This window comes from Mesorhizobium sp. ORS 3428 (assembly GCF_001854785.1).
In the GTDB taxonomy this organism is placed as follows: domain Bacteria; phylum Pseudomonadota; class Alphaproteobacteria; order Rhizobiales; family Rhizobiaceae; genus Mesorhizobium.
In genome coordinates, this window is the sequence record NZ_MDFL01000140.1 from 15,952 (window position 1) to 40,366 (window position 24,415).

The 24,415-nt window shown below is 65.0% G+C and carries 25 protein-coding genes; 10 read left to right on the forward strand and 15 right to left on the reverse strand.

The window, feature by feature from the left end:
- Window positions 1–47 precede the first annotated feature (47 nt).
- Window positions 48–1,301: an aspartate kinase gene (locus tag ORS3428_RS23790; RefSeq protein WP_071100771.1), complete on the reverse strand. Its 1,254-nt coding sequence runs from the start codon at window positions 1,299–1,301 to the stop codon at window positions 48–50.
- A gap of 223 nt (window positions 1,302–1,524) precedes the next feature.
- Here ORS3428_RS23790 and ORS3428_RS23795 point away from each other — a divergent pair, with 223 nt between their 5' ends.
- Entirely contained in the window at window positions 1,525–1,833 is a 309-nt protein-coding gene (locus ORS3428_RS23795; RefSeq protein WP_071100772.1) for an antibiotic biosynthesis monooxygenase family protein, read from the forward strand.
- Between the two features lie 5 nt (window positions 1,834–1,838).
- On the opposite strand, the gene ORS3428_RS23800 is transcribed toward ORS3428_RS23795, so the two are convergent.
- Entirely contained in the window at window positions 1,839–2,402 is a 564-nt protein-coding gene (locus tag ORS3428_RS23800) for a putative glycolipid-binding domain-containing protein (RefSeq protein ID WP_071100773.1), read from the reverse strand.
- A gap of 307 nt (window positions 2,403–2,709) precedes the next feature.
- Here ORS3428_RS23800 and ubiG point away from each other — a divergent pair, with 307 nt between their 5' ends.
- Complete coding sequence (ubiG, locus tag ORS3428_RS23805) at window positions 2,710–3,459, forward strand: bifunctional 2-polyprenyl-6-hydroxyphenol methylase/3-demethylubiquinol 3-O-methyltransferase UbiG (RefSeq protein WP_071100738.1); 750 nt, start codon at window positions 2,710–2,712, stop codon at window positions 3,457–3,459.
- Window positions 3,460–3,483: 24 nt separating this feature from the next.
- On the opposite strand, the gene ORS3428_RS23810 is transcribed toward ubiG, so the two are convergent.
- Window positions 3,484–4,398, reverse strand: a complete 915-nt coding sequence (locus ORS3428_RS23810) for a DMT family transporter (RefSeq protein WP_071100739.1) — start codon at window positions 4,396–4,398, stop codon at window positions 3,484–3,486.
- Between the two features lie 104 nt (window positions 4,399–4,502).
- Here ORS3428_RS23810 and ORS3428_RS23815 point away from each other — a divergent pair, with 104 nt between their 5' ends.
- Entirely contained in the window at window positions 4,503–4,988 is a 486-nt protein-coding gene (locus ORS3428_RS23815) for a MarR family winged helix-turn-helix transcriptional regulator (RefSeq protein WP_071100740.1), read from the forward strand.
- An 88-nt stretch (window positions 4,989–5,076) separates the two neighbouring features.
- On the opposite strand, the gene ORS3428_RS23820 is transcribed toward ORS3428_RS23815, so the two are convergent.
- The 4 genes from ORS3428_RS23820 to ORS3428_RS23835 all read right to left on the reverse strand — a co-directional run bounded on the left by ORS3428_RS23820 (window position 5,077) and on the right by ORS3428_RS23835 (window position 7,501).
- On the reverse strand, window positions 5,077–5,502 hold the full coding sequence (locus ORS3428_RS23820; RefSeq protein WP_071100741.1) for a DUF1178 family protein: 426 nt from the start codon (window positions 5,500–5,502) through the stop codon (window positions 5,077–5,079).
- A complete protein-coding gene (locus ORS3428_RS23825) occupies window positions 5,499–6,365 on the reverse strand; it encodes a carbon-nitrogen hydrolase family protein (RefSeq protein WP_108723158.1) in 867 nt (288 codons plus the stop codon). Before ORS3428_RS23825 ends, ORS3428_RS23820 begins: the two co-directional genes overlap by 4 nt.
- Window positions 6,366–6,367: 2 nt before the next feature.
- The gene (grxC, locus tag ORS3428_RS23830; RefSeq protein WP_071100743.1) at window positions 6,368–6,631 is read right to left on the reverse strand and encodes a glutaredoxin 3; all 264 of its coding nucleotides are present in this window, start codon (window positions 6,629–6,631) and stop codon (window positions 6,368–6,370) included.
- Window positions 6,632–6,700: 69 nt separating this feature from the next.
- Window positions 6,701–7,501 (reverse strand): ComF family protein, encoded by an 801-nt coding sequence (locus ORS3428_RS23835; RefSeq protein WP_071100774.1) that lies wholly within the window; start codon window positions 7,499–7,501, stop codon window positions 6,701–6,703.
- 63 nt (window positions 7,502–7,564) lie between these two features.
- Between ORS3428_RS23835 and ORS3428_RS23840 the strand changes: the two genes are divergently transcribed.
- Window positions 7,565–8,437: a methyltransferase domain-containing protein gene (locus ORS3428_RS23840; protein WP_071100744.1), complete on the forward strand. Its 873-nt coding sequence runs from the start codon at window positions 7,565–7,567 to the stop codon at window positions 8,435–8,437.
- 31 nt (window positions 8,438–8,468) lie between these two features.
- Here ORS3428_RS23840 and ORS3428_RS23845 read toward each other — a convergent pair whose 3' ends face one another.
- The 5 genes from ORS3428_RS23845 to argJ form a co-directional block, all read right to left on the reverse strand.
- Complete coding sequence (locus ORS3428_RS23845; protein ID WP_071100745.1) at window positions 8,469–8,651, reverse strand: Flp family type IVb pilin; 183 nt, start codon at window positions 8,649–8,651, stop codon at window positions 8,469–8,471.
- 112 nt (window positions 8,652–8,763) lie between these two features.
- Window positions 8,764–9,078: a hypothetical protein gene (locus ORS3428_RS23850; protein ID WP_071100746.1), complete on the reverse strand. Its 315-nt coding sequence runs from the start codon at window positions 9,076–9,078 to the stop codon at window positions 8,764–8,766.
- 176 nt (window positions 9,079–9,254) lie between these two features.
- A complete protein-coding gene (locus ORS3428_RS23855) occupies window positions 9,255–9,677 on the reverse strand; it encodes a (deoxy)nucleoside triphosphate pyrophosphohydrolase (protein WP_071100747.1) in 423 nt (140 codons plus the stop codon).
- A complete protein-coding gene (locus tag ORS3428_RS23860) occupies window positions 9,674–10,453 on the reverse strand; it encodes a GNAT family N-acetyltransferase (RefSeq protein ID WP_172833723.1) in 780 nt (259 codons plus the stop codon). Before ORS3428_RS23860 ends, ORS3428_RS23855 begins: the two co-directional genes overlap by 4 nt.
- On the reverse strand, window positions 10,453–11,694 hold the full coding sequence (gene argJ, locus ORS3428_RS23865; protein ID WP_071100748.1) for a bifunctional glutamate N-acetyltransferase/amino-acid acetyltransferase ArgJ: 1,242 nt from the start codon (window positions 11,692–11,694) through the stop codon (window positions 10,453–10,455). The genes ORS3428_RS23860 and argJ overlap by 1 nt, the downstream gene beginning before the upstream one ends.
- A gap of 186 nt (window positions 11,695–11,880) precedes the next feature.
- On the opposite strand from argJ, the gene ORS3428_RS23870 reads away from it, so the two are divergent.
- Complete coding sequence (locus ORS3428_RS23870) at window positions 11,881–12,474, forward strand: TetR/AcrR family transcriptional regulator (protein WP_071100749.1); 594 nt, start codon at window positions 11,881–11,883, stop codon at window positions 12,472–12,474.
- Between the two features lie 59 nt (window positions 12,475–12,533).
- Here ORS3428_RS23870 and ORS3428_RS23875 read toward each other — a convergent pair whose 3' ends face one another.
- The gene (locus ORS3428_RS23875; RefSeq protein ID WP_071100750.1) at window positions 12,534–13,451 is read right to left on the reverse strand and encodes a peptidylprolyl isomerase; all 918 of its coding nucleotides are present in this window, start codon (window positions 13,449–13,451) and stop codon (window positions 12,534–12,536) included.
- Window positions 13,452–13,714: 263 nt separating this feature from the next.
- On the opposite strand from ORS3428_RS23875, the gene secA reads away from it, so the two are divergent.
- Window positions 13,715–16,447 carry a preprotein translocase subunit SecA gene (secA, locus tag ORS3428_RS23880; RefSeq protein ID WP_071100751.1) on the forward strand — a complete coding sequence of 911 codons (2,733 nt, stop codon included), beginning with the start codon at window positions 13,715–13,717 and terminating at the stop codon, window positions 16,445–16,447.
- Window positions 16,448–16,575: 128 nt separating this feature from the next.
- Here the strand turns inward: secA and ORS3428_RS23885 are convergent, their stop codons facing one another.
- Entirely contained in the window at window positions 16,576–19,161 is a 2,586-nt protein-coding gene (locus ORS3428_RS23885; protein WP_071100752.1) for a helix-turn-helix transcriptional regulator, read from the reverse strand.
- A gap of 245 nt (window positions 19,162–19,406) precedes the next feature.
- On the opposite strand from ORS3428_RS23885, the gene ORS3428_RS23890 reads away from it, so the two are divergent.
- The 4 genes from ORS3428_RS23890 to ORS3428_RS23905 all read left to right on the forward strand — a co-directional run bounded on the left by ORS3428_RS23890 (window position 19,407) and on the right by ORS3428_RS23905 (window position 23,994).
- Complete coding sequence (locus tag ORS3428_RS23890) at window positions 19,407–19,679, forward strand: DUF4242 domain-containing protein (RefSeq protein WP_071100776.1); 273 nt, start codon at window positions 19,407–19,409, stop codon at window positions 19,677–19,679.
- A 390-nt stretch (window positions 19,680–20,069) separates the two neighbouring features.
- Window positions 20,070–21,473, forward strand: a complete 1,404-nt coding sequence (locus ORS3428_RS23895; protein ID WP_071100753.1) for a lipopolysaccharide biosynthesis protein — start codon at window positions 20,070–20,072, stop codon at window positions 21,471–21,473.
- Window positions 21,473–22,753 (forward strand): GNAT family N-acetyltransferase, encoded by a 1,281-nt coding sequence (locus ORS3428_RS23900; RefSeq protein ID WP_071100754.1) that lies wholly within the window; start codon window positions 21,473–21,475, stop codon window positions 22,751–22,753. Before ORS3428_RS23895 ends, ORS3428_RS23900 begins: the two co-directional genes overlap by 1 nt.
- Window positions 22,754–22,824: 71 nt before the next feature.
- Complete coding sequence (locus ORS3428_RS23905; protein ID WP_071100755.1) at window positions 22,825–23,994, forward strand: YVTN family beta-propeller repeat protein; 1,170 nt, start codon at window positions 22,825–22,827, stop codon at window positions 23,992–23,994.
- Between the two features lie 59 nt (window positions 23,995–24,053).
- On the opposite strand, the gene ORS3428_RS23910 is transcribed toward ORS3428_RS23905, so the two are convergent.
- Entirely contained in the window at window positions 24,054–24,293 is a 240-nt protein-coding gene (locus ORS3428_RS23910) for a DUF1127 domain-containing protein (RefSeq protein ID WP_071100777.1), read from the reverse strand.
- Window positions 24,294–24,415 lie beyond the last annotated feature (122 nt).

The following is a 24,415-nucleotide window of genomic DNA, read 5'->3' on the forward strand; positions in this document are numbered from 1 at the left end:
AGTTTCTGCCGCGGCCGGCGCTCACGCAACAACTGACTCAGTTCTTGCTATTGCTTATCGAGACCGTAGACGGAATGCAAAGTACGAACTGCAAGTTCCGTGTAGGGACCGTCGATCAATATCGAAATTTTGATCTCGGAGGTGGTGATCGCCCGTATATTGATCTGCTTGTCGGCCAGCGCCTTGAAGGCGGTGGCGGCGACGCCGGCATGGCTGCGCATGCCGATGCCGATGACCGAGACCTTCGACATGCCGGCTTCAGACTGCACCACATCGTAGCCGACATCGGCCTTGATGCGCTCGAGCACGGCGAGCGCCTTGTCGACGTCGCCGGAAGGCACCGTGAAGGTCATGTCGGTGAGCTTGCCGTCCTCGGAGATGTTCTGGACGATCATGTCGACGTTGATGTTGGCCTCGGCCAGCGGGCCGAAGATGCCGGCGGCAACGCCCGGGCGGTCGCCGACGCGGCGCAGCGAAATCTGCGCTTCGTCCTTGGCGTAGGCAATTCCGGTGACGACCTGCTGTTCCACGATCTCTTCCTCGTCGCAAATAAGCGTTCCGGGCGGATTGAGCAAATCCGCCATTCCGGGCGCATCGGGATCGTCGAAGGACGACCGCACGAAAGTACGCACCCTGTGCACCATGGCAAGCTCGACCGACCKCACCTGCAGCAYCTTGGCGCCGAGCGAGRCCATTTCGAGCATCTCCTCGAAGGAGATCTTGGCCAGCCGGCGCGCCTTCGGCTCGATGCGCGGGTCGGTCGTGTAGACGCCGTCGACATCGGTGTAGATGTCGCAGCGGTCGGCCTTGACCGCCGCCGCGATTGCCACCGCGCTGGTGTCGGAGCCGCCGCGGCCGAGCGTCGAGATCCGGTTGTCCGGGCCGATGCCCTGGAAACCGGCGATAACCGCTACCTGGCCCTCGCCGAAGCGCTTGACCAGGAACGCGCCGTCGATGTCGAGGATGCGCGCCGCGCCATGGGCGTTGTCGGTCTTGATCGGGATCTGCCAGCCCTGCCAGGAGCGGGCATGGATGCCCATGTTCTGCAGCGTAATCGCCAACAGGCCGGCGGTGACCTGCTCGCCCGAGGCGACGACGGCATCGTATTCGCGTGCGTCATGCATGGGCGAGGCCTCGCGGGTCCAGGCCACCAGCTCGTTTGTCTTGCCGGCCATCGCCGAAACCACCACGGCAACGTCATGGCCCGCATCGACCTCGCGTTTGACGTGACGCGCCACATTGCGGATGCGGGCGATGTCGGCGACCGAGGTTCCGCCGAATTTCATCACGATACGCGCCATGGAAGCGAGATGCCTTTGACTGAAGCCGGCTTGACGCCGAACGCGGAACGAAGCGCCCRGCAACGCCGGGCCGCGGAAATGCGCGGCCTCCTTAACCAAAACGGCTAAGCTTCGCAAGCGATGCGGGATAAGAAGGGCTTCGGCCTGGTTTGCGGTTCTCCTGACAGATCTTCGCGGCCCRCCATGCGATAAGGTGGAGGAAACGCAACGTGTGGAGAAAATCATGACCGAAACGCTGGAAATCGTCACTTTCCGCCTCAAGCCGGGGGCGGCGGCAGGCTTTGTCGCCAACAACGGCGTTGTCACCGACTGGCTCGCGCGCCAGCCCRGCTTTCTCAGCCGTCATCTCGGCGAGCGCGAGGATGGAAGCTGGGTCGACGTCGTGCGCTGGCAAAGCCTCGAACAGGCCCAGGCAGCGGCACAGCTGATCATGGCAGAGATCGGYGATTGCGCGGCAATGCAGTCGATCGAGCCGGCCAGCGTCAGCATGAGCCATGCCGCGGTCGCGCTGGCGACGCTCATCGATGCCTGAGCAGCTCAGCGCAGCTCGACGGCCTGCCAAAGACCCGGATAGTCGACTACGAAGCCGGGCGGCGAGACCTCCAGCACCTGGTCGTAGCCGAATTTCGGCGCGGCGTAGGCATAGCGGGTATCGTCGAGGCGGCGATAGGTCTGGTCGAGACGCTCAAGCCTCAACTCGGGGAAGGCCATGTAGGCCGCGGGAGYTGGCGTCGGACGGCCGGGCAGAAGATCGAGGCGTCGGATCGGCAGGAGGTTCGAAGCGGGTGTGAAACCAAGGTCCAGGTCGATAAGGTCGCTCACCTGCGRCTGCCTCTTGCCGTTGAGCGCCCAGCCGCCGTCGCCAAGCCTCTCGAAACGATAGTCGAGCGTGTCGCCGCCGAGAAAGCCCGCCACGCGCGCGGCGCGGGTCAGCCATCTGGCATCGCAGTCGACCTCGTAAGAGAGGCCGCATGGCGCGCCTTCCTGCATGAACACCGCATGTCCCTTGAGACTCCAGCCCTCTCCCGTCCTGGAAAGCAAACAGCCGTCATGCCCTTCCTGATCGAGCCGCCGCCAGAGGATCGAGGCTATGGTTTGCATCGTCATTCCCCGGTTGATGTCTTTCTTCGTCCGCAAAGCGGTTCTGTTTCATCGCGGGACCATCCAAGCTGCCACGTGCTGACAAAGAGCGGCCGGCGCCGGAAAAGCCTGGTCGCCCCGACCCCTCCCGCCGGGCAGTGGAAAAAACCTGCCTTGACTTTCTCCGCCGGGGACCCGACTTGCTAGCGTTCTACATCGCGCGCCTCCTTTCGGACGCACAGAGGACGCTGTAGCACTTTGGTTTGCGCATGATCCTTTCCGAAAATCGATACCGATTTTCAGGGTCCTGCGCGAGGAGACCCGCCCCATGCCAGAGCCCCGACGATCGACCATCGATGCCGCAGAAGTCGAGCGCTTTTCCGCCCTTGCCGCCGAATGGTGGAATCCGAACGGCAAGTTCCGGCCGCTGCATAAGTTCAACCCGGTGCGGCTCGCCTATATCCGGGATCAGGTGTCGGTGCGCTTCGGCCGCGATCCGCGCGCGGCCAAGCCTTTCGCGGGCCTGCGCTTCCTCGACATCGGCTGCGGCGGCGGGCTTTTGTGCGAGCCGATGGCGCGGCTCGGCGCCGAGGTGGTCGGCGCCGACGCATCGACCACCAACATCGAGGTGGCGAAGCTGCATGCGGCGGAGGCCGGCGTCAGCGTCGACTATCGCGCCACAAYGGCCGAGGCGCTGGCCGATGCCGGCGAGACATTCGATGTCATCCTCAACATGGRAGTGGTCGAGCATGTCGCCGATGTCGATCTGTTCGTGGCCAAATGCGGCCAGATGGTTCGCCCCGGCGGCATCATGTTCGTCGCCACCATCAACCGCACGCTGAAGGCGCTCGGCCTTGCCATAATCGGTGCCGAATATCTGCTGCGCTGGCTGCCGCGCGGCACGCACCAGTTCGGCAAGCTGGTGCGCCCTGAAGAGCTTGTTAAGGCGCTTGGTGCGGCGGGGCTGACCGTGATCGACCGCACCGGCGTGATCTACCATCCGCTGGCCGACCGCTGGYAGAAATCCAACGATATGGACGTCAACTACATGGTGCTGGCCGAGAAAGCTTCGGTCTGATCGGCCGCGCCGCCGCGTTCGCGCTCACGCCGGCTGGGTCTGCGCCCGCGCGCTGGTCTGGWTTTGCGCCTTGGTCGTGATGAAGACGCCGGCCGTGATGATGGCCGCGCCCAGCCAGGTCAGCAGCTGATAGTGCTCGCCGAGGAAGATCGTGCCGGCAAAGAGCCCGACGGCTGCCGCCACATAGCCGATCTGGCTGAGATAGACAGGGCCGCCGACCGACTGCAGCCTGAAGAAGAAGGCAAACATCGCCGATGCCGAGGCGACCTGTCCGGCGACCACCAGCGGCACGCGGGCGAGCGGAACAAACGCCTGCCAGCCGAAAAGCGTCAGGATGCCGATGAGAAGCAGGGTCGCCGACGCCAGATGGCTGCCGACGGCGAGTTCGATCGGACCGGTTTCTTCCGGCCAGTCGACGGTGCGGTAGATATTGCCGGCGGCAAGGCTGACCGGGATCAGCAGGCCGATCGCCACCCAGAAATAGTCGGCCGGCTGGCCGGCCTCGCCGCGCGTGAGCGCAACCATCACCGCGCCGATGAAGCCGACTGCGATGCCGGCGACGCCGAGCAGGTTGGGGCTTCTGACGCCGAGCAGGATCGAAAAGACCAGCGTGATGACGGGCGAGAGCGTGAACATGATGCCCGTGTAGCCAGCGCCGAGATGCGGAATCGCCGAGAACATCAAGAGATTGGGGAAGGCGTAGGACACCGCGGCGGTGACGAAGAAATAGCGGAGCTTGCGCGCCGTCAGCCGGATGYGCTGGCCGCCAAGCAGCAATGCGCACAAAAGCACACCGCCGGCGCCGAACGAAATGACGAAGGCCCAGACCATGGCCGGCACGCCGGCGATTGTCGCAAGCTTGCCGAAGGGCAGCGTCATGCCGAGCAATCCGCCGGTGACGATCAGAAGGCCCAATGCCGAATCCCAGAGAAATTTCATCGGATGGCTCCTTAACTCCTTAACAGTAGCGCTTGGCCGACATCCTGTCTTGAGATAAGATAGCACAAAGATTCTTAATATCAAGATACTTTACGGTGAAACATATGGATCGTGCTGGCAGGGCCATGGAGCAGTGGCGGGAGGAGCGGCCGGACCTTGACGTGTCGCCGATGGGGGTGATCGGGCGGCTGCACGAAGCGTCCTCGCTGATCGCGCGCGAGCGCCTGGCGCCGGTCTTCGCCCRCTTCGGTCTCCAGCGTGGCGAATTCGACGTGCTGGCGACGCTGCGCCGTTCCGGCGCGCCCTACGCCTTGACGCCGACTGAACTCTACGAGGCGACGATGGTGACCTCCGGCGCCATGACCGCCCGCCTCGACCGGCTGGAAAAGGCTGGCCTGATCCAGCGCGCCCCGCATCCCAGCGACCGCCGCGGCGTGGTTGTGCAGCTTACCGGGAAAGGTCGCGAGTTGATTGACGAGGCACTCGCCGCCCACGTCGCCAACGAGCACCAGATCCTCGCCGGCATGACGCGCGAGGACCTGGAAACGATGGCAGAACTGTTGGAGAAGCTGATCGAAAGCCTGAGCTAGAACATCATCCCGAAAAATGCGTGGCGGCTTYCGGAAAGGTAAAGCGGAATGACGATTCGACGAAGGGTCATTCCGCTTCGGCCGCGACTCAGTGTCGGTCCTCCGGGAAGCTCGGGATCGGCATGAACTCGATGCCGTCGTCGGCGAGGCTTTTCGCCTCCTCCGGTGTCGCCTCGCCATAGATGCCGCGCGGATCGGTTTCGCCGAAATGGATCTTGCGCGCTTCCTCGGCGAACTTGTCGCCGACATAGTCGGCGCTCTCGCGCACCTTGTCGGCCAGCGCCTTGAGCTGCGCCAGGGCCTGCTTCTGCGCCTCGCCCATGGCGAGCGCCATCTTTTCTTGGCCCCGCGAGGTGGAAACGGCCGGCGCCATCAGCGCCTTCTCTATCTTGTGCGAGCCGCAGGTCGGGCACTCGACGAAGCCACGCTTCTTCTGGGTGTCGAAGTCGTCGTTGCTGCGGAACCAGGCCTCGAATTCGTGCTCGTGTTCGCAGATAAGCGAAAAGCGGATCAAGATGCTGCACCCTTGAGACGYGGCGCCTCCACCTCGCCGGCATTGACACTGAAATCCCGCGCGTTCTTGAGATTGGGGATCTTGCGGCGCGCGGCGAGCGACTGGGCCGGATCGATCTCGGCGACGATCACGCCTGGCTCGTCATGCGCGGCCTCGGCGATGATGCGCCCCCACGGATCGACGATCAGCGAATGGCCATAGGTCTCGCGGCCGTCTTCATGCAGGCCGCCCTGCGCGGCGGCGATCACATAGGCCCCGTTCTCGATGGCGCGTGCCCTGAGCAGCACATGCCAGTGCRCCTCGCCGGTCTGGCGAGTGAAGGYAGCCGGCACCGAAAGCACATCGGCGCCAGCCAGCGCCTCGGCGCGGAACAACTGCGGGAAGCGCAGGTCATAGCAGACCGCGAAGCCCAGCCTGGCGCCATCGATCTCAGTGACGACGGCTTCCTTGCCCGGCTCGTAGGAGGAGGATTCGCGCCAGCTTTCGCCATTGTCGAGATCGACATCGAACATGTGGATCTTGTCGTAGTTGGCGACCGTGGCGCCGTCGGGGGCGAACAGGAAGGCGCGATTGGCGAGCTTGCCGTCGGCGCGCAGGATGGCCGTCGAGCCGACATGCAGGAAGATGCCGAGTTCCTTGGCCAGTTTCCGCCCAGTCGAAACGACGACGTCCTTGTCCTCGGTGGTGAAAACGGCGGCGGCCGCCTGCTTGTCGCGGATGAGCGCGCCGGTCATTTCGGGCGTCTGGACATAGGTCGCGCCCCGGCTTGCGGCCTCGCGCACCAGCCGTTCCATATCGGCCGCGTTGCGCTCGGGATTTGTCCCTGAACGCATCTGCACCGCCGCTGCCTTGAAAGAACTCATCATCATCTCCCGTTGGCAAGCAGCATGYCCAGTCGGCCCTGCGACTCCAGTTCATGGAGGTCGTCGCAGCCGCCGACATGCGTGTCGCCGATGAAAATTTGCGGAAAGGTGGTTCGCCCGCGCGCCTTGGAAATCATTTCCTGGCGCAATTCCGGCGAGAATGAAGCGTCATGCTCGGTATAGGCCACACCCTTGCGGTCGAGCAGCCGCTTGGCGGCCGTGCAATAGCCGCACATCATCCGGGTGTAGATCGTCACGTCGACCATCGGTCAGCAATCCAGTCCATGTGTCGCCCAATGGCGAAACGACATGTATAAATCAACAGCTTAATCTGCCTATATAGTCGCGGACTCATCGGCCCGAAAGTCCCCCGGCAGGACGCGGGCGAAGGTCAGAACATCGACCGCGCCGGCGCCGCCCCTCTTCAGCGCCTTGGCCACCGCCCGTACAGTGGCGCCGGTGGTGTAGACGTCGTCGATCACGAGCACCCTGCGGCCGGCGATCTCGATCTCGGCTTCGGTCGGGACGCGGAAGGCGGCGCGCACATTCTCCTCGCGCTCGTGCCGCTCCAGCCCGACCTGCTGACGGGTGAGCTTCACGCGTCTCACTGCCGCCGGCGAAAAAGGCAGCCCGCTGAGTTTCGACACCGCCCGCGCCAGCTCCGCCGACTGGTTGAACTGTCTGCGGAAGAAGCGGCGCCAGTGCAGCGGCACCGGCACCACCACGTCGGCTTCAGCGATCAGCTCCGCGCCGGCGCGCATCATCCAGCGCGCCATCCATGGCGCGAGATCGGTGCGGTCCTGGTATTTCAGCCCTTGCACCATCTGGCGCGCGACCCCTGAATAGACCACCGCTGCCCGCGCCCGCTCGAAGGGCGGCGGATCGGCGATCGCCTCGGCCGAAAGGAAGCCCTCGCCCATGTCGTGGGTGAAAGGCGTGCCCATTACCGGGCACCACGGCTTCTCCAGCAGGCGAAGCTTCGGCCAGCAGGCGCCGCAAAGCACGCCGGGCTGCGAGACGTGACGGCGACAGCCGGCGCAGACGGGCGGGAACAGCAGGCGTGCCGGCCAGCCCAGCGCTTGCCGTGCCATGTCCTTGATCGCGATGGTCTTGATCTTGTGCACCGGATCGGCCACGTGATGGAAACCCCACATCACCATAACATCAGTCCGGCAGGCGCGGACAACAGGAATGGCCCATTGCAGCCCTTGATCGATACCGAGCTCTGGCTTGCGCGCAAGCGTCGGGCGCTCGCGCACCCTGTCGAGGGCGCCGATTTCCTGATGCGGCGGGCGGCTCAGGACCTCGCCGATCGGCTTGGCGCCGTCGAGCGCAGGTTCGGCAAGGCGGCTGCGCTGTTTTGCCAGACATCGGCTGCGGCCGAAGTGCTCGACGAAAGCGGCAAGGTGGCCGAGATCGTCCGCGTGGAGGCGGACGATGCGTTCCTTGCCGGCAAAGCCGGCGTCGTGGTGGCCCCGGAAACCGTGCCGTTTGAAGCCGAAAGCCTTGATCTCGTCGTCTCGCTGCTGTCGCTGCAGGCGATCAACGACATTCCGGGCATGCTGGCGCAGATCCGCCGCGCGCTGAAGCCCGACGGACTGTTCCTCGGCGCATTGGCTGGCGCCGGAACACTCGCGGAGTTGCGCGAAAGCCTGCTTGCCGCCGAGACCGAGCTTCATGGCGGCGCCAGCCCCCGCGTCCTTCCCTTCACCGATGTGCGCGATGCCGGCGCGCTGCTGCAGCGGGCCGGCCTGGCGCTGCCGGTTGCCGATGTCGAGACGGTCACGGTGCGCTACGATTCGCTGTTTGGCCTTGTGGCCGATCTTCGCGCCATGGGCGAGACCAGCCCGCTTTTCGACCGCAGCCGGCGGCCGGCCACCAGGCGGCTGTTTGCGCGGGCCGCCGAAATCTATGCCGAACGGTTTTCAGACCCGGACGGCCGCGTCCGGGCGAGCTTTTCGATTGTGTGGATGTCCGGCTGGGCGCCCGACGCCTCGCAGCAGAAGCCGCTCAAGCCCGGCTCGGCCAAGGTCTCGCTGAAGACCATCCTGGAGAACCCTAAGGGCCACTGACCGGTCCGCGCGAGGCCCCAATTTTGGATGATCAGTGCTGGGCGAAGGCGTTGGCAAGCTTGCTGCCGTTGTCGCTGAACAGCCATTGGATCGCATCGGCGGCCTTGCCGACTCCGGCGACGATAGCAAGCGACAGCACCGCGACGATCAGGCCGTATTCGATGGCCGTGGCGCCCGATTCATCCTTCACGAACTGCTGCAGCAGGTTTGTCATGGTCGTCGATCCCTCATATCGGGAACCATAGGGCCTACCTGTTAAGAAAGGTTAACGGCAAAAGCTTAACAGGGCGTGAAGCGGACCTGTTTCGCTGAAATCATTAACCATGTCAGCAGTCGCCATGCCGGCTGCCATCGTTGCGGATCACGCAGACGGAACTCGGCATCGGCTGCAGCACGCTTCGCCGCAGCGTGTAGGTGTTGTGGCGGGCGATTGAGCCCGTGCTGGTCATGTCGAGGCCGGTCAAGCCGCCACGCGGGCTCTGCGAGCGCGTCTGGCTGTCGAGCATGGGCGTCGCGATCAGCGCCAACGCCACCGCGGCCGACCCGAAGAGCAGCGTGATCCGCAAAATGCCCATGCCGGCATCGGCGGCGCGGAAAGTACGATCGGGCTGGATCGAGTCCCAGTCTCTCTCGAGGCTCATCGAATGGGCTCCAAACAAATCGACGTGCCGCCGCGCGGGCGACTTTGCTTCAAAGTTCCATATCGGGATAAATCTTCCATTAACGCTGCCTGAAACAGACGAGGCAACAACAGCTTGGAGCATTACAGGAAAGTGCCTGACGGCTTTCAGTCCCGAACTGCGAAAAAATCGCTAGATCACAGGAGATCGATGAGGAACTGGATCAGCGGCGCATCGGCCGGCGGCATCGGATAGTCGCGCATCTGCCGCGGCCTGACCCATTTCAGTCCCTGCCCTTCCTTCGGCTGCGCGATGCCGCGGAAGCGCCGGCAGATATAAAGCGGCATCAGCAGGTGGAAATCGTCATAGCTGTGACTGGCGAAAGTGAGCGGCGCGAGGCACGGGATCTCGGTCTCGATACCGAGTTCCTCATGCAGTTCGCGGACCAGGCATTCCTCGGGTGTCTCGCCGGGCTCGACCTTGCCGCCCGGAAACTCCCAAAGGCCCGCGAGCTGCTTGCCCTCGGGGCGTTGCGCCAGAAGCACGCGCCGGTCGGCGTCGACCAGCGCGCAGGCCGCAACGAGAAGCAGGCGTTTTCCGGCTGGCTTGATCTCGCTCATGCGCCCGGCGGCCGACGATAGTGGTAGCGATAGACTTCCTCGAAGCCGAGCGACCGATAGAGCGACAGCGCCGGGACGTTTCCGGCCTCGACCTGCAGCCAGGCGTCTCGCGCGCCGCGCAGCCTGGCCCATTTCAGCGCCGACAGGATGAGGTTGCGGCCATGCCCCTTGTTGCGCGCCGACTTCTCGGTGGCGACCTCGAACAGTCCGGCGAGATCGCCGTCATGGACGCAGATCAGGGTCGCCAGCGGATCGTTGCCGTTCTCGAGCGCAAACAGCCCTGCCTCCGGCTGGATGGCGCCGATGACCTCCGACAGGCCTGGGCGCAGCGAGACGTCCGAGCCGTTCGTCCTGATCGCCGCACCGATGAAGCGGCTGATGTCCTTGAGCGGAATCTGGTCCCTCGCACCGTCGAGCTCGGCCTCCTTGAGCGGCAGGCRCATCACCAGTGATTCATCGAACCGGCTCCAGCCGGCCTCGTCGAGATGCTTCGACAGCACCTGGCCCGAAAGCGGCGACATGCGAAAGGTCAGCGGCCGGCCGTAAGCCTCGAAGCGGCGGCTGGCCCGCACGATGCGTTCGGCAATGGCATGGGTGTCGCCCGGATCGAGCGGATTGACCGAATTCAGCCGCTTTGCCGGATGGCCGGCCGTCAGCCGCACCACCCAGGTGCCGTCGTAATGYACGGCCGCCGCCGGCCAGGCGCGAAAGCCCGCCGCCTCGAAGCGACGCACGATCGCCAGCACGCTTGCCGGATGCCTCGACACCGGCGCCATCAGCTCCGGTAGTCGCCATTGATGGCGACATATTCCTTGGTGAGGTCGCAGGTCCACACCGTCGCCTTGCCGCGGCCGATGCCGAGGTCGGCGCGGATGCGGATGTCGTCCCGCTTCATATAGGCCGAGGTCGCTTCCTCGGAGTAGCCCGGATCGCGCTCGCCCTCATAGGCCAGCCGGTTGTCGCCGAACCAGATCGACAGCCGGTCGCGGTCGGCCGGTTCGCCGGCCTTGCCGACAGCCATGACGACGCGGCCCCAATTGGCGTCCTCGCCGGCGATTGCCGTCTTGACCAGCGGCGAATTGGCGATCGCAAGCGCGACGCGCTTGGCCGAGCGCGCCGATTTGGCGCCGGTGACAGTGACCTCGACTTGCTTTCGCGCGCCCTCGCCGTCGCGCACGACTTGCAGCGCCAATGACTTCAGCACCTTGCCGAGCGCGCGGCGGAAGGCGCCGAGTCGCGCATCCTTCGGGTCGCTGATAGCGGGCGCGCCGCGCGCCGCTGCTTTGCCGGTGGCGAAAATGAGCAGCGTGTCGCTGGTCGAAGTGTCGCTGTCGACGGTGACCGCATTGAACGTCTTGGCTGTGCCGCGCGACAGCAGGTCCTGGAGCACGGGGGCGGCGATCGGCGCGTCGGTGGCGATGAAGGAAAGCATTGTCGCCATGTCGGGCGCGATCATGCCGGCGCCCTTGGCGATGCCGTTGATGGTGACGTCGGTATCGCCGAGCTTGACCGTCTGCGTCGCCACCTTCGGATAGGTGTCCGTGGTCATGATGGCCTGCGCCGCCTCGGTCCACAGCTCCGGCTTGCCGTCCTTTACCAGGCCGGTGAGCAGATGGCTGAACTTGTTGGTGTCGAGCGGTTCGCCGATGACCCCCGTCGAGGCCAGGAACACCTCGCTCTCGGAACATCCGGCGGCCTTCGCCGCCGCCTCGCCGGTCAGCGCGGTCGAGGCCCTGCCCTTCTTGCCGGTGAAGGCGTTGGCGTTGCCGGAATTGACCACCAGCACGCGCGCCTTGCCGGCGGGCAGGTTCTGGCGGCAGTAGTCGACCGGCGCAGAGGGACATTTCGACCGCGTGAAGACGCCGGCGACGGCCGTACCCGGATCGAAGACCATGGCGAGAAGGTCGGTCCGGTTCTTGTATTTGATCCCGRCCTCGGCGGTAGCGATGCGCACGCCCTCGATAACCGGCATCTTGGGATATTTCTTCGGCGCGAGTGGCGAAATCGTTGCGGACATTGGGACCCCGAAGCGGCAGGAACGCAAAATGAAGGCCGGTTTGCCCGATAGCGCGCGTTGGCRCAAGAGGCGTTCTGGCCGCGTTTTGCAGGCAGTTCCGACGCCGCCRCATCCAAAACGGGCCGTTTCGTTTCAGGTCCGAACCGAATATGATCCGCAGGGGATTCACCGGCTAAGGAAGACGAAATGGGTGAAATCGCCGCCCCGGGACGCAAATCTATCGGCRCCAGGCGCAACCCCGAAAGCGCCGACGCCATCCTCGAGGCCGCCGAAGCGGTGCTGAGCGAGGCGGGCTATTCCGGCTTCACGATYGAGGCCGTCGCTCGGCGGGCACGGGCCGGCAAGCCGACAATCTATCGCTGGTGGCCAAGCAAGGCGGCGCTGCTGATCGAGGTCTATCAGCGCCAAAAACGTGTCGAGACACCTGATACGGGAAACCTCGAGGCCGACCTTGCCGGCTTCCTCATGAATCTGTTCGCGCACTGGCGCGATACTTCGTCCGGCAATGTCTTCAGATCGCTGATCGCCGAGGCGCAATCCGACGGCGCGGCCGCGGCGGCGCTTGCCGACTATGCGAAGGGGCGGCGCGCCCATACCGGCCTGATGATCGAGCGCGCCAAGGCGCGCGGCGAGGTGGCGGCCGATGTCGATGCCGAGTTGGTGGCCGATCTCGTCGCCTCATTCGCCTGGACGCATCTTTTGACCAACCGCCTGGACGAAGACGAGGCGGCGGTCCGCGCCGCCGTCCGCTATGTGGTGCGGGGCATAGCCCGCGCGTGACCTGAAACGCGAAAAGGGCGCCCGCGGGCGCCCTTTGCAAGTTCCCTTCCGGCGGCCGGTTACTTGCCGCTTTCCAGCGTGTCGACGTCCTTTTTCAGCTTCGCGTCCGGGATATCGACCTTGGCCGCTCCGCGCAGTTGCTTGACCATGGCGAAATACTTGTCGCGGATCACGGCCTGCTTGGCCTGATCTTTCACGTCCTCGAAGGCCGGCGGCTGCTTGGCGCGCTTGTCCTCGACCTTGATGACGTGCCAGCCGAACTGCGACTGCACCGGCTCCTTGGAGTATTTGCCGACCTCCAGCGCGAACGCCGCCTTGTCGAATTCYGGCACCATCTGTCCGGGACCGAACCAGCCGAGGTCGCCGCCATTGCTCTTGCCGCTCGGGTCGCTGGTGTGCTCGTTGGCGAGCTTCTGGAAGTCGGCGCCGCCGTCGAGCTGCTTGATGATCGCCTCGGCCTCTTCCTTCGTTTTGACGAGGATGTGGCGGGCGTGGATCTCATTGACCGGCGGCGTGTTGGCGATTTCCTGATCGTAGCGGGCGCGGACATCGGCATCCGTCACCTTGTCGACGACCTCCTTCTCGACCACTTCGCCATGCAGGGCGCGCTGCTGCAGGAACGCCATGCGGCGCTGGAAATCGGGATTCTTGTCGAGACCGCTGTCGACCGCCTTCTTGGCCATGACGCGGATCTCGATGGCGGCCGAGAGCGCGGCGGCACGGCGCTGGTCAGGCGGCAGCTGCTGGAACTGCTGCGACAGCTCACCCTCGGCAAGCGCAAGGTCGGACTCGGTCAGCTTCTCGCCATTGACGGTGGCGACCACGGCATYCGGGTCGACCGGAGCGGCGGCGGGCGCAGCGGCGTCCGGCTGGGCGGGCTTGGTTTCCTGCGCCATCAGCGGYGATAGYGAAAGAGCCGAGAGGCCGACGGCCAAGCCGAGGCTGGCGAACGACGCACGGCGAAACAACAGGGACATCAAGATAACTCCAATGGGGATTGCCAATAAGGATCGCTTGAGCGGAAAGGTTCCAGATCAGTCGGATTGTGGCGGAATTTGGCGCTGCCCATAGGGCTAACGCGGCGTTGACATCAGTTGAGCCCCCTCTTATCTGTCCAACGACTTGGCGTCCAGAACCGTTTTCCGGGCGCTTTTTGCGTTTGTCCGCATTCACGCRGATTTGATAGGCCCGCCAGGCGCCCGTCGCAAACGGCCAAAATTGCTATCGAAAGGACCATTGGATGGTCAGTCTCGGCGCTCTCGCGCGTAAGGTTTTCGGCTCTTCCAACGACCGCCGAGTCAAGGCGACCAGGCCCCGGGTCGAGGCCATCAATGCCATGGAAAACGAGATGCAGGCGCTCTCGGATGCCGAGCTTGCCGGCCGCACCGAAAAATTCCGTCAGGATCTGGCCAACGGCGCTTCGCTCGACGACCTGCTGATACCGGCGTTCGCCACCGTGYGCGAGGCGGCGCGCCGCGTGCTCGGCTTGCGTCCTTTTGATGTGCAGCTGATCGGCGGCATGGTGCTGCACAATGGCGGCATCGCCGAAATGCGCACCGGCGAGGGCAAGACGCTGGTCGCCACCTTGCCGGTCTATCTCAATGCACTTGCCGGCAAGGGCGTGCATGTCGTGACCGTCAACGACTATCTCGCCAAGCGCGACGCCGAATGGATGGGCCGCATCTACAAGTTCCTCGGCCTCAGCGTCGGCGTCATCGTTCACGGCCTCTCCGACGACGAACGCCGCGAGGCCTATGCGGCCGACGTCACCTACGGCACCAACAACGAGCTCGGCTTCGACTATCTGCGCGACAACATGAAGTATGAGCGCTCGCAGATGGTGCAGCGCGGCCATGCCTACGCCATTGTCGACGAGGTGGACTCGATCCTGGTCGACGAAGCGCGCACGCCGCTGATCATTTCCGGTCCGCTCGAGGACCGCTCGGAAATGTACAACACCATCGACGCCTTCATGCTGAAGCTCGGCCCCGACGATTACGAGGTCGACGAGAAGCAGAAGACCACGATCTTCACCGAGGACGGCACCGAGAAGCTCGAAAACATGCTGCGCGACGCCGGCCTGTTGAAGGGCGAGTCGCTCTACGACGTCGAGAACGTCGCCATCGTCCACCATGTCAACAACGCGCTGAAGGCGCACCTACTGTTCCAGAAGGATAGGGACTACATCGTGCGCAACGGCGAGATCRTCATCATCGACGAATTCACCGGCCGCATGATGCCCGGCCGCCGCTATTCGGAAGGCCTGCACCAGGCGCTCGAAGCCAAGGAACACGTGCAGATCCAGCCCGAGAACCAGACGCTCGCCTCCGTTACCTTCCAGAATTACTTCCGCCTCTACAAGAAGCTCGCCGGCATGACCGGCACGGCGCTCACCGAGGCAGAGGAATTCGCCAACATCTACAATCTCGAGGTCACCGAGATCCCGACCAACCTGCCTGTCGCCCGCAAGGACGAGGACGACGAGGTCTATCGGACGGTCGATGAGAAATACAAGGCGATCGTCAAGGAGATCCGCGACGCCCGCGAGCGCGGCCAGCCGATCCTGGTCGGCACCACCTCGATCGAGAAATCCGAGCACCTGGCCGAGCGCCTGCGCAAGGAAGGCATCAAGAATTTCGAAGTACTCAACGCCCGCCACCACGAGCGCGAGGCGGCCATCGTCGCCCAGGCCGGCAAACCCGGYGCCATCACCATCGCCACCAACATGGCCGGCCGCGGCACCGACATCCAGCTTGRCGGCAATGCCGACATGCGCATCGCCGAGGAGCTGGCGGAAGTTCCGGCCGGACCGGAGCGCGAAGCGCGGGAAAAGCAGATCCGCGACGACATTGCCAAGCTGAAGGAAAAGGCGCTGGCCGCCGGCGGCCTCTATGTGCTCGCCACCGAGCGCCATGAATCGCGCCGCATCGACAACCAGCTCCGCGGCCGTTCCGGCCGCCAGGGCGACCCGGGYCGCTCGAAATTCTTCCTGTCGCTGCAGGACGATCTGATGCGCATCTTCGGCTCCGAGCGCATGGACGGCATGCTGCAGAAGCTCGGCCTCAAGGAAGGCGAAGCGATCATCCATCCCTGGATCAACAAGGCGCTGGAAAAGGCGCAGAAGAAAGTCGAGGCGCGCAACTTCGACATCCGCAAGAACCTCTTGAAATATGACGACGTCTCGAACGACCAGCGCAAGGTGGTGTTCGAGCAGCGCCTCGAGCTGATGGACGGCGAAGGCCTGTYGGAGACGGTCACCGACATGCGCGAGGGCGTCATCGAGGACATCGTCGCCAAGCACATTCCCGAAAACGCCTATGCTGAGCAGTGGAACGTTGCCGGCCTGAAGGAGGAAGTGGCGCAATACCTCAATCTCGACCTGCCGGTCGAGGAGTGGGTCAAGGAAGAGGGCATCGCCGAGGACGACATCAGCGAACGCATCTCGGCTGCTGCCGAAGCCGCCGCCAAGGAGCGCGCCGAGCGCTTCGGCCCCGACGTGATGAGCTATGTCGAACGTTCGGTGGTGCTGCAGACGCTCGACCATCTGTGGCGCGAACACATCGTCAACCTCGACCACCTGCGCTCGGTCGTCGGCTTCCGCGGCTATGCCCAGCGCGATCCGCTGCAGGAATACAAGGGCGAGGCCTTCGAGCTGTTCCAGGGCATGCTCGGCAACCTACGCCAGGCCGTCACCGCGCAGCTGATGCGCGTCGAGCTGGTCCGCCAGGCGGCTGACGCGCCGCCGCCGGCTGCACCCGACATGTTCGGCAGCCACATCGACGGCACCACCGGTGAGGACGATTTCCAGGGCGGCGAGACCGCGCTGCTGGTCCGCCAGGATCAGAACGCCATCGTCGCGCCGGAAAACCGCGACCYGAAGAACCCGGCGACCTGGGGCAAGATCGGCCGCAATGAGGCCTGCCCCTGCGGCTCGGGCAAGAAATACAAGCACTGCCACGGCGCTTTCGCCTGACGCACGCACCCYTTCCGTCTCCCCGTTTCACGGGGAGAAGGTGCCCGAAGGGCGGATGAGGGGCAGCGCCGGCGTCGGCGATTCTAGCGAAAGCCAAAAAGCGCTGGGCTTTCCGTAACCAACAACCTTCACAACAACCCCGAAGCGCGCGCGGCCGCGGTCGCTTCGCCGCGAGAGACGGCTTCCAGCTTCTCAAGCACCGCCGAGACATGGTGATCGACCGTCTTCGGCGAGATCGTCAGATGCGCGGCGATCTTCTTGTTGGAGAAGCCGCGCTCGATCAGTTGCAGCACTTCCATCTGCCTCTGCGTCAGGCCCGCGCGATTGGCGCGCGTCGCCTGYCTTGGGCCCCTCGCGATATGGCTGACGCCGTTCTGCCGCATCAGGCCGCGCACATGCTGCGCGACCGGCCTTGCGCCGAGCCCTTCGAATAGGTCGAGCGCCTCGCGCAGCGCCGGCTCGTCGCCCTGCAGCAGCGCAAGCGCGCGCTCAAAGGGAGCCTCCATCCCGGCCCAGATTTCCGCGGCGCCCCGCCAGTCGCCGGTAAGCAGGAGGCGATGCGGCTCCGCCATGCCGTTGGTCTCGCCGGGATCGCTATCGGGCGACAGAAGCTGGCGCCAAGTCGCCAGCTCGCCGAACACCGCGCGTGCCGGCGACAGGCTTTCGGCAAGATCGATCAGACGCAGCGCCTCGTGCCGGTCGCCCTGTCCGAGCCATGCGCGCTCCGCCATTATCGCGGCGTAAGGCGCCAGCCGCTGCAACTCCATGCCCTTGTCCAGGAAGCGCTTCATCTCGTCCAGCACCGGCTCGGGCGATGGATCGCCGCGCCTGATCCGCAGTCTCGCCAGCGCCACCAGCGAGGGGTAGCGGACAAGCGCGGTCGTTGCCTCGTCGTCGATGACGTCGTGCGCCACCGCGGYCGCGTCGTTCCACAAGCCGCGCCGCAGCAACAGCTGCGCCTGCACGCCGCGCATATAGTCGCGCCAGGTGGCCAGATCGTTCTCGACGCAATAGGCAATGCCGCGATCGAGGAAGGCTTCCGCCTCGTTGAGACTGAGCCTGTTCATCTCGACACAGGCGCAGTTGGTGAAGGCGCGCGCCGCATGTTCCTGGAAATTCCCCGCAAGGGCGATCCCCAGGCTGCGGGCGAGGTCGCGCCGCCCCTTGGCGAAATCCAGCCATTGCCCGGCGGCGCCGACATTGTTGAGCGCGTGACACAGGATGTCCGGCCGGTTCAGCCGCTCCGCCAGCTCGACCGCCCTGCCGCCGAGTGCAAGCGCATCGTCAAGCCTTTCGGCCAGCATCGCCAGCTGCGAGAGGTTGGAATAGGCCATGGCAAGCTCGGGACTGTCTGGCGCTGTTTCCAGAAGCTCGACGGCCTGTGCTCCGAAACGGTCCGCGGCCTCGCGGTCGCCGATGAGATAGGCGAAGCGCGACAGGCATCTCAGGCTGTCGCCTTCCTTCAGCCTGTCGCCCTGCGCCTGCCACAGCCGCCGCGCCTGGCCCTGCGCCTCTATGGCTGCATCGATGCGGCCGATCAGGTGGCATTCGAAGGCATGCCCTTCATAGAGAGCCGCCTGGCTTTCGATCGGCAGGCCGTCGGCATGCCGCAAGGCAACCTCGTAGTGGCCCGCCGCGTCGCGATGCGCGCCGACGCGTGAGGCCTCGCGCGCCGCGAGCGGGGCAAGCTCGCGCACCGCCTCCAGGTTCTGCGCCTCCACGGCATGGTGCACCAGCCTTGCCGTCGCCACGTCCGGATCCTCCTGCAGCGCCGCCAGCGCGCGCTGGTTGTACTCGCGCCGTCGGCTGGGCGTGAGCGCCATCTCGATGGCCCGGCGGGCGATCTCGTGCCGGAAGGCGTAGCCGTCGCCGAAATCCTCGAGCAGGCCTTGGGCGACGCATTCGGCGAGTTGGCCGGCGGCGGCGATCCCGCACAGGCCGCTGAGTGCCCAGGCGTCGGCGCGGCGCGGAAACACGGACACCGCGTCGAGCATCGAGCGGGCGCCGGGCGACAGCCGCTCCGCCCGCGCAAGCACCGCATCGCGCACGCTGGCCGGCAGGGCGATGTCGCTTTCGGCGGCGAGCAGCTCCGTGACGAAGAAGGCATTGCCGGCGGTAGCCCGATAGATGGCGCCGCCGTCGCGGCCGGCTGTGTCCGCCAGCGAGAGCACTGCGGCCTCGCTGAGCAGCGGCACCTCGATGCGCTGGACATTGCCGGCCGGGATCTCGCCGAGCGCCCGGCGCACCCGCATCTGTCCCTCGCTGCGATCGGTGCGCGCCGTAACCAGGAGCAGGATGTGGGTGTTTGCAATGCGCCGGCCGAGGAAGCGGACGAAGTCGAGCGTCGCGTCGTCCGCCCAATGCAGATCCTCGATGACGAGCAGGCTCGGACCACTCGCCTCGAAGACGTTGAGCGCATCGGAAAACAGCGRCAGCCTCTGCCCCTGCCGGTCGTCAATCGCGCGCGGCAATTCCCATTGCGCCTCGCGGGCAAGGTCGTAGAGCGGTCCCAGCGGGTCGGGGATCGACAGGTCCTCGCAGGCGCTGCGCAATAGGGTCACCCCCTGCCCTGAACGATCCAGGAAAGCCCCCACCAGCGCCGTCTTGCCGGCGCCGGCCTCGCCGGACAGCGCGGCGACGCGGCCGCTGCCTTGCATTGCACCCGCGAGAAGAGCCTCCAGTTGCCGCAACTGCGCCTGYCGTTCCAGAAGCATTTTTGTTTCTTTCGCGAAGTCAGGATTTAACCGCGGCGGGACGCCGCCTCGATAATCCGGACGGGCGCTCGACAATGTGACCTTCCACACATTGAGGTGCCTCTCTCCACAAACAACGCTTTTAACATGGGGAATCGTCCCGCCCAATATGGGGAAAGGCTCCGATGCGCGGATCTTGCGAGCGTGATTTTAGTCCGGCCGCGCTCGAACCGAGCGTGATTCAATCACCGAAAGGAAAGACAATCGTGCCTCGCTATTTGGTTGAACGTACATTTCCCGAAGGACTCAACGTGCCGATGAACGATGCCGGCGCGACGGCCATGGGCAGCGTCATCGCCCGCAACGCCGAGAAGGGCGTGACCTGGGTGCAGTCCTTCGTCTCGCCTGACAAGTCGAAGAGCTTCTGCATCTACGACGCGCCCTCACCCGAGGCGATCCGCAGCACCTCGCAGAAGAATTCGCTTCCGGTCGACAAGATCACGGAGGTGCGGGTCCTCGACCCCTACTTTTATCGCTGACCCGGCAGACGAACGGCAGAACGATGGCTACCCGATCATCCCCGTCGCTGGCGGACCTGATGTCGAGCAGGACGGCAAGGGTGTATCCGCCCCGGCGGATTCGCCACGGAGCGGCATCGTGCGGYGGGCCATGGCGGCGCTGCTCTCGCCTCTGCGAAACCGGCGACGGCGRCTGCCGCCTCGGGACGACTATCTGAAACGCGACATCGGCCTCAACGAGCGCGAGATGCCGCGCCAATACTGGGAATATTGGTGGCATCACCGCTGACGCAGAGCGCTTCCCTTCTCCCCTGCAGTAACGGGGAGAAGGAAGGCTCACCCAACCGTTTCTTAATGTGTTTTCGCTAGACCAGCCCGCGGAAAGAGGGCGGAAAACGGAGAGTATTCGGGGTGCGCTTTTCCGCGGCGACGACTGCCGGGCGGTTCCTGCCGCAGCGCTGGGCGCTGCGCATGCGTCCGCTGCTTGGCCGCATCGATGCCGTGCTGTTCACCGCCGACGAACGCGGCGAAGCCGGCCGCATGTCGCTGATCGCCTTTTCCATCCGCATCATCAGCGCCGTCATCGCGTTCATCAGCCAGGTGCTGATGGCACGCTGGATGGGCTCGTTCGAATATGGCATCTTCGTGCTGGTCTGGGTGACGATGGTCATCGTCGGCAACCTCGCTTGCCTCGGCTTCCACACCTCGGTCATCCGCTTCATTCCCGAATACCGCGAGCGCGGCATGCTCGCTGAGCTGCGCGGCATCGTGATGGCGAGCCGGCTGTTCGTATTGATCGCCTCGACGGCGTTTGCCGGCCTCGGCGCGCTCGGCGTCTGGCTGTTCTCGGGCTGGATCGAGAACTATTACGTCATTCCCTTCATCCTCGGCGTGATCTGCCTGCCGATGATCGCGCTGGGCGATCTCCTGCAGGGACTGGCGCGGGCGAACTCATGGGCGCTGTTTGCGCTGTCGCCGACCTATCTGGTGCGGCCGGTGCTGATCCTAGTGTTCATGGCGCTGATGCTCGCYTTGAACTACGCCCCGGACGCCAGGACCGCGATCTTCGCCTCGATCGGCGCCACCTATGTCACGACGCTCGGCCAGTTGATGGGCGTCACCTCGCGCATGGACAGGAGGATCCCGGCCGGACCGGTGACGGTGCATTTCGGCCAGTGGTTCCTCGTCTCGCTGCCGATCTTCCTTGTCGAGAGCTTCTTCTTCCTGCTCACCAATGCCGACGTGCTGATGGTCGGCGCCTATCTCGACCCCAATGACGTCGCCGTCTATTTCGCCACGGTGAAGACGCTAGCGCTGGTGCATTTCGTCTATTTCGCCGTCAAGGCGGGCGTCGCCCAGCGCTATGCGCAGTTCACCCATGGCGAGCCGGAAAGGCTCGCCGCCTTCGCCCGCGAGACCGTCACCTGGACCTTCTGGCCGTCGCTGGCCATGGCGCTGCTGGTGCTGRCGCTCGGCGAGCCGATGCTGGTGCTGTTCGGCCCGGAATTCACCGCCGGCTATCCGCTGCTTTTCCTGCTCGTCCTGGGCGTCGTCGCCCGCGGCGCCGTCGGCCCCTGCGAAAGCCTGCTCACCATGAGCGGCAACCAGAACATCTGCGCCGCCGTCTATGCCATGACGCTTGCCTTGAACATCGGTCTCAACGTGATCCTGATCCCGCTTTTCGGCCTCTGGGGCGCCGCGATCGCCACCAGCCTTGCCATGGTCTTCGAGGCGGGCGCGCTCTCCTTCACCGTCTGGCGCAAGCTCGGCATCGTCATGGCAATCTTCGTGCCTGCAAACAAGGATATCGCCTGATGGCCGCCGTTCCGTTGCTCGAAGAGACCAGCGGCGGCCCGGCCGGCGCCATGGTGTCGGGCCTTGCCGGCCTCGCCAGGGAGCCCGACCCCGCCCATATCGAGCTCTTCGCCAGCAACCGGCCGGAGCGCCGGCTCGCGATCTATCCCGCGTCGGCCGGCTTCGACCTCGTCGAGGAACTCGACTATCTCTGCACCCGCACGGTCGAGCCCAACGTCTTCTTCAACCCGCGCTTCCTGGCGCCCGCCATGCCGAGGCTTGAGGACCGCGAGGTACGGCTCGCCGTGGTCCGCGACGGCGACGAGTTCCGCAACCGGCTGCGGCTTCTGGTACCCTTCTCGGTCGAGCGGCCGGCAATCCCGCTCGGCGTCCCGGTCCTGCGCACATGGTCGAGCCCGTTCGGTCCGCTCGGCACGCCGCTGGTCGACCGCGACGACCSGGTCGGCGTCATCGAGGATTTCTTCTCGATGCTGTCCAGGCCGCATCTCAAGCTGCCGAAAGTGTTCGTGCTGCCCGACATCAGGCTGGACGGTCCGGTGGCGAGCCTCCTCACCTCCTTTGCCGACAGCCGCGGCCTGACCCTGGTCACCACCGGCAAGGTCGAGCGCCCGGTGCTGGACAGCGACGCCGACGGCGACGACTACCTCAAGGCATCGCTGCGCTCGCATCACTATCGCGAATTCCGCCGCCTGAAGCGACGCCTCGCCGACCTCGGCAGGCTCGAGCATGTCGTGGCGCGCGGGCCGGACGAGATCCGCCACGCCATCGAGGGCTTCCTGACGCTGGAGGCCGCCGGCTGGAAGGGCCGCGAGCGCACCGCCATGGCGATCGACCGCTACCGCGCCGCCTTCGCCCGTGAGGCCGTACACCGGCTGGYCGAGCAGGACATGTGCCGCATCCACTCGCTGCGGCTCGACGGCCGCACCATCGCCTGCCTGGTCGTGTTCGTCGAGGCGGGCGTCGCCTACACCTGGAAGACGGCCTATGACGAGACGCTCTCCGCTTATTCGCCGGGCACGCTTCTGACGATCGAGGTGACGAAGCAGCATCTCGACGATCCGAACATGGCCATGACCGATTCCTGCGCGATGCCCGATCACCCGGTGATGAGCCGGCTGTGGACGGAGCGCAAGCCGATGGGCACGCTGGTCGTCGGCCTGACGCCCGATGCCGACCGCCTCGCCCGCCAGGCGGCCTCGCAACTGCATCTCTACCGTGAGACCCGCAACATGGCGCGCATCCTGCGCAACCGCATGCGGAGCCTGCTGAAAAGGCGCTAGATGATCGGCGTTACACAGGCTATGGCATCCGGCGGGCCGCTCCGGTCCACACTCATCGCAAAGCATTCCAGATGATCAGAACACTCCTGCGTCATGCCGGCCTGTCGGTTCCGCTGCTTGGCCTGCTGCTCGCCGCGCTGCCGGCGGCCGGCGCCTTCGCCGGCTCCTGCCCCGAGGATTGCTCCGATTCCCCGCCCCAACCCGTCGGCATCTACAGCCAGACGACCGCAGGCCATATGAGCCTGGCGACGGCCGGCGCTTTGCAGCGCGTTTATGTACCGAACCGGTCCTCGAACAGCGTCTCGGTGATCGACGCGGTGACCCTGAAAGAAGTCGACAGGTTTCCTGTCGGCAGCAAGCCGCAGCATGTCGTTCCTTCCTGGGACCTGAAGACGCTCTGGGTGGCCAACAACGGCACCGGCAAGAACGGCAGCCTGACGCCGATCGACCCCACGACTGCAAAGCCCGGCAAGCAGGTGCCGGTCGACGACCCCTACAATGTGTATTTCATGCCGGACGGCAGCTCCGCCATCATCGTCGACGAGGCGCTGAAGCAGCTCGACCTGCGCGATCCGCAGACAATGGCGCTGAAATCGGTCATCCCGACGCCGACCTGCCCCGGCATCAACCATGCCGATTTCTCGGCCGACAATTCCTATGCGATCTTCACTTGCGAATATGGYGACGGCGGGCTGGCCAAGATCGACCTRAAGAACCAGAAAGTGCTCGGCCATCTCGACCTGTCGAAGATGGGCATGCCGCAGGACATAAGGCTCTCGCCCGACGGCAAGGTCTTCTATGTCGCCGACATGATGAATGACGGYGTGTTCCTGATCGATAGCGACAGCTTCAAGGAGATCGGCTTCATCCCGACGGGAATAGGAGCGCACGGTTTTGTCGTCAGYCGCGACGCCAAGCGGCTCTACGTCTCGAACCGCGGCTCTCACAAGATGGAGCAGGGCAAGGCGAAGGGACCCGGCAGCGTGACGGTGATCGACTTCGCGACCCGCTCGGTCGTCGCCCAATGGCCGATCCCCGGCGGCGGCAGCCCCGACATGGGCAATGTCAGCGCCGACGGCAGGCAGCTATGGCTGTCCGRCCGCTTCGACGGCGAGGTCTACATGATCGACACGACGAGYGGCGCCGTGACCAAGATCCGCGTCGGCGCCGAACCGCACGGCCTCACCGTCTGGCCGCAGCCGGGGCGCTATTCGCAAGGGCATACGGGAAATATGCGGTAGGGTTCCAGATAACGGCGATGGGTTTACTGGCGCCGCAGTCCGATGTCTTTGCTTTCGCCCTATCGTTGCCAGAAAGGCAGCTTGGCGATCTCTTCCTCGGCCTGGCGTCTCGTCAGACCGATATCGTCGATCAGATGCGGATTGTCCCGCAACATCCGCTTGAGTTCCCAGCGGAAGTKGGCCTGCTCGCGCCATGCCGCGATCATGCCTCGCAGGGTCGCCTGGCGCCGACGCGATACCCGCCCTACGGGTGCTGCCGCCTGATGCGGCGCTGACGCAAAGGTGCAGCTATCGTTCATGGCAACCTCCATATGGCTCGAAGGCGGGGATAGCCTTCGACCTGAAAGAAGTTGAATGATGCCGAATGCGAACGGCGGCGTAATTAAGCGCGGCCAAATAGTTCCAAAAACATCCAAACTGG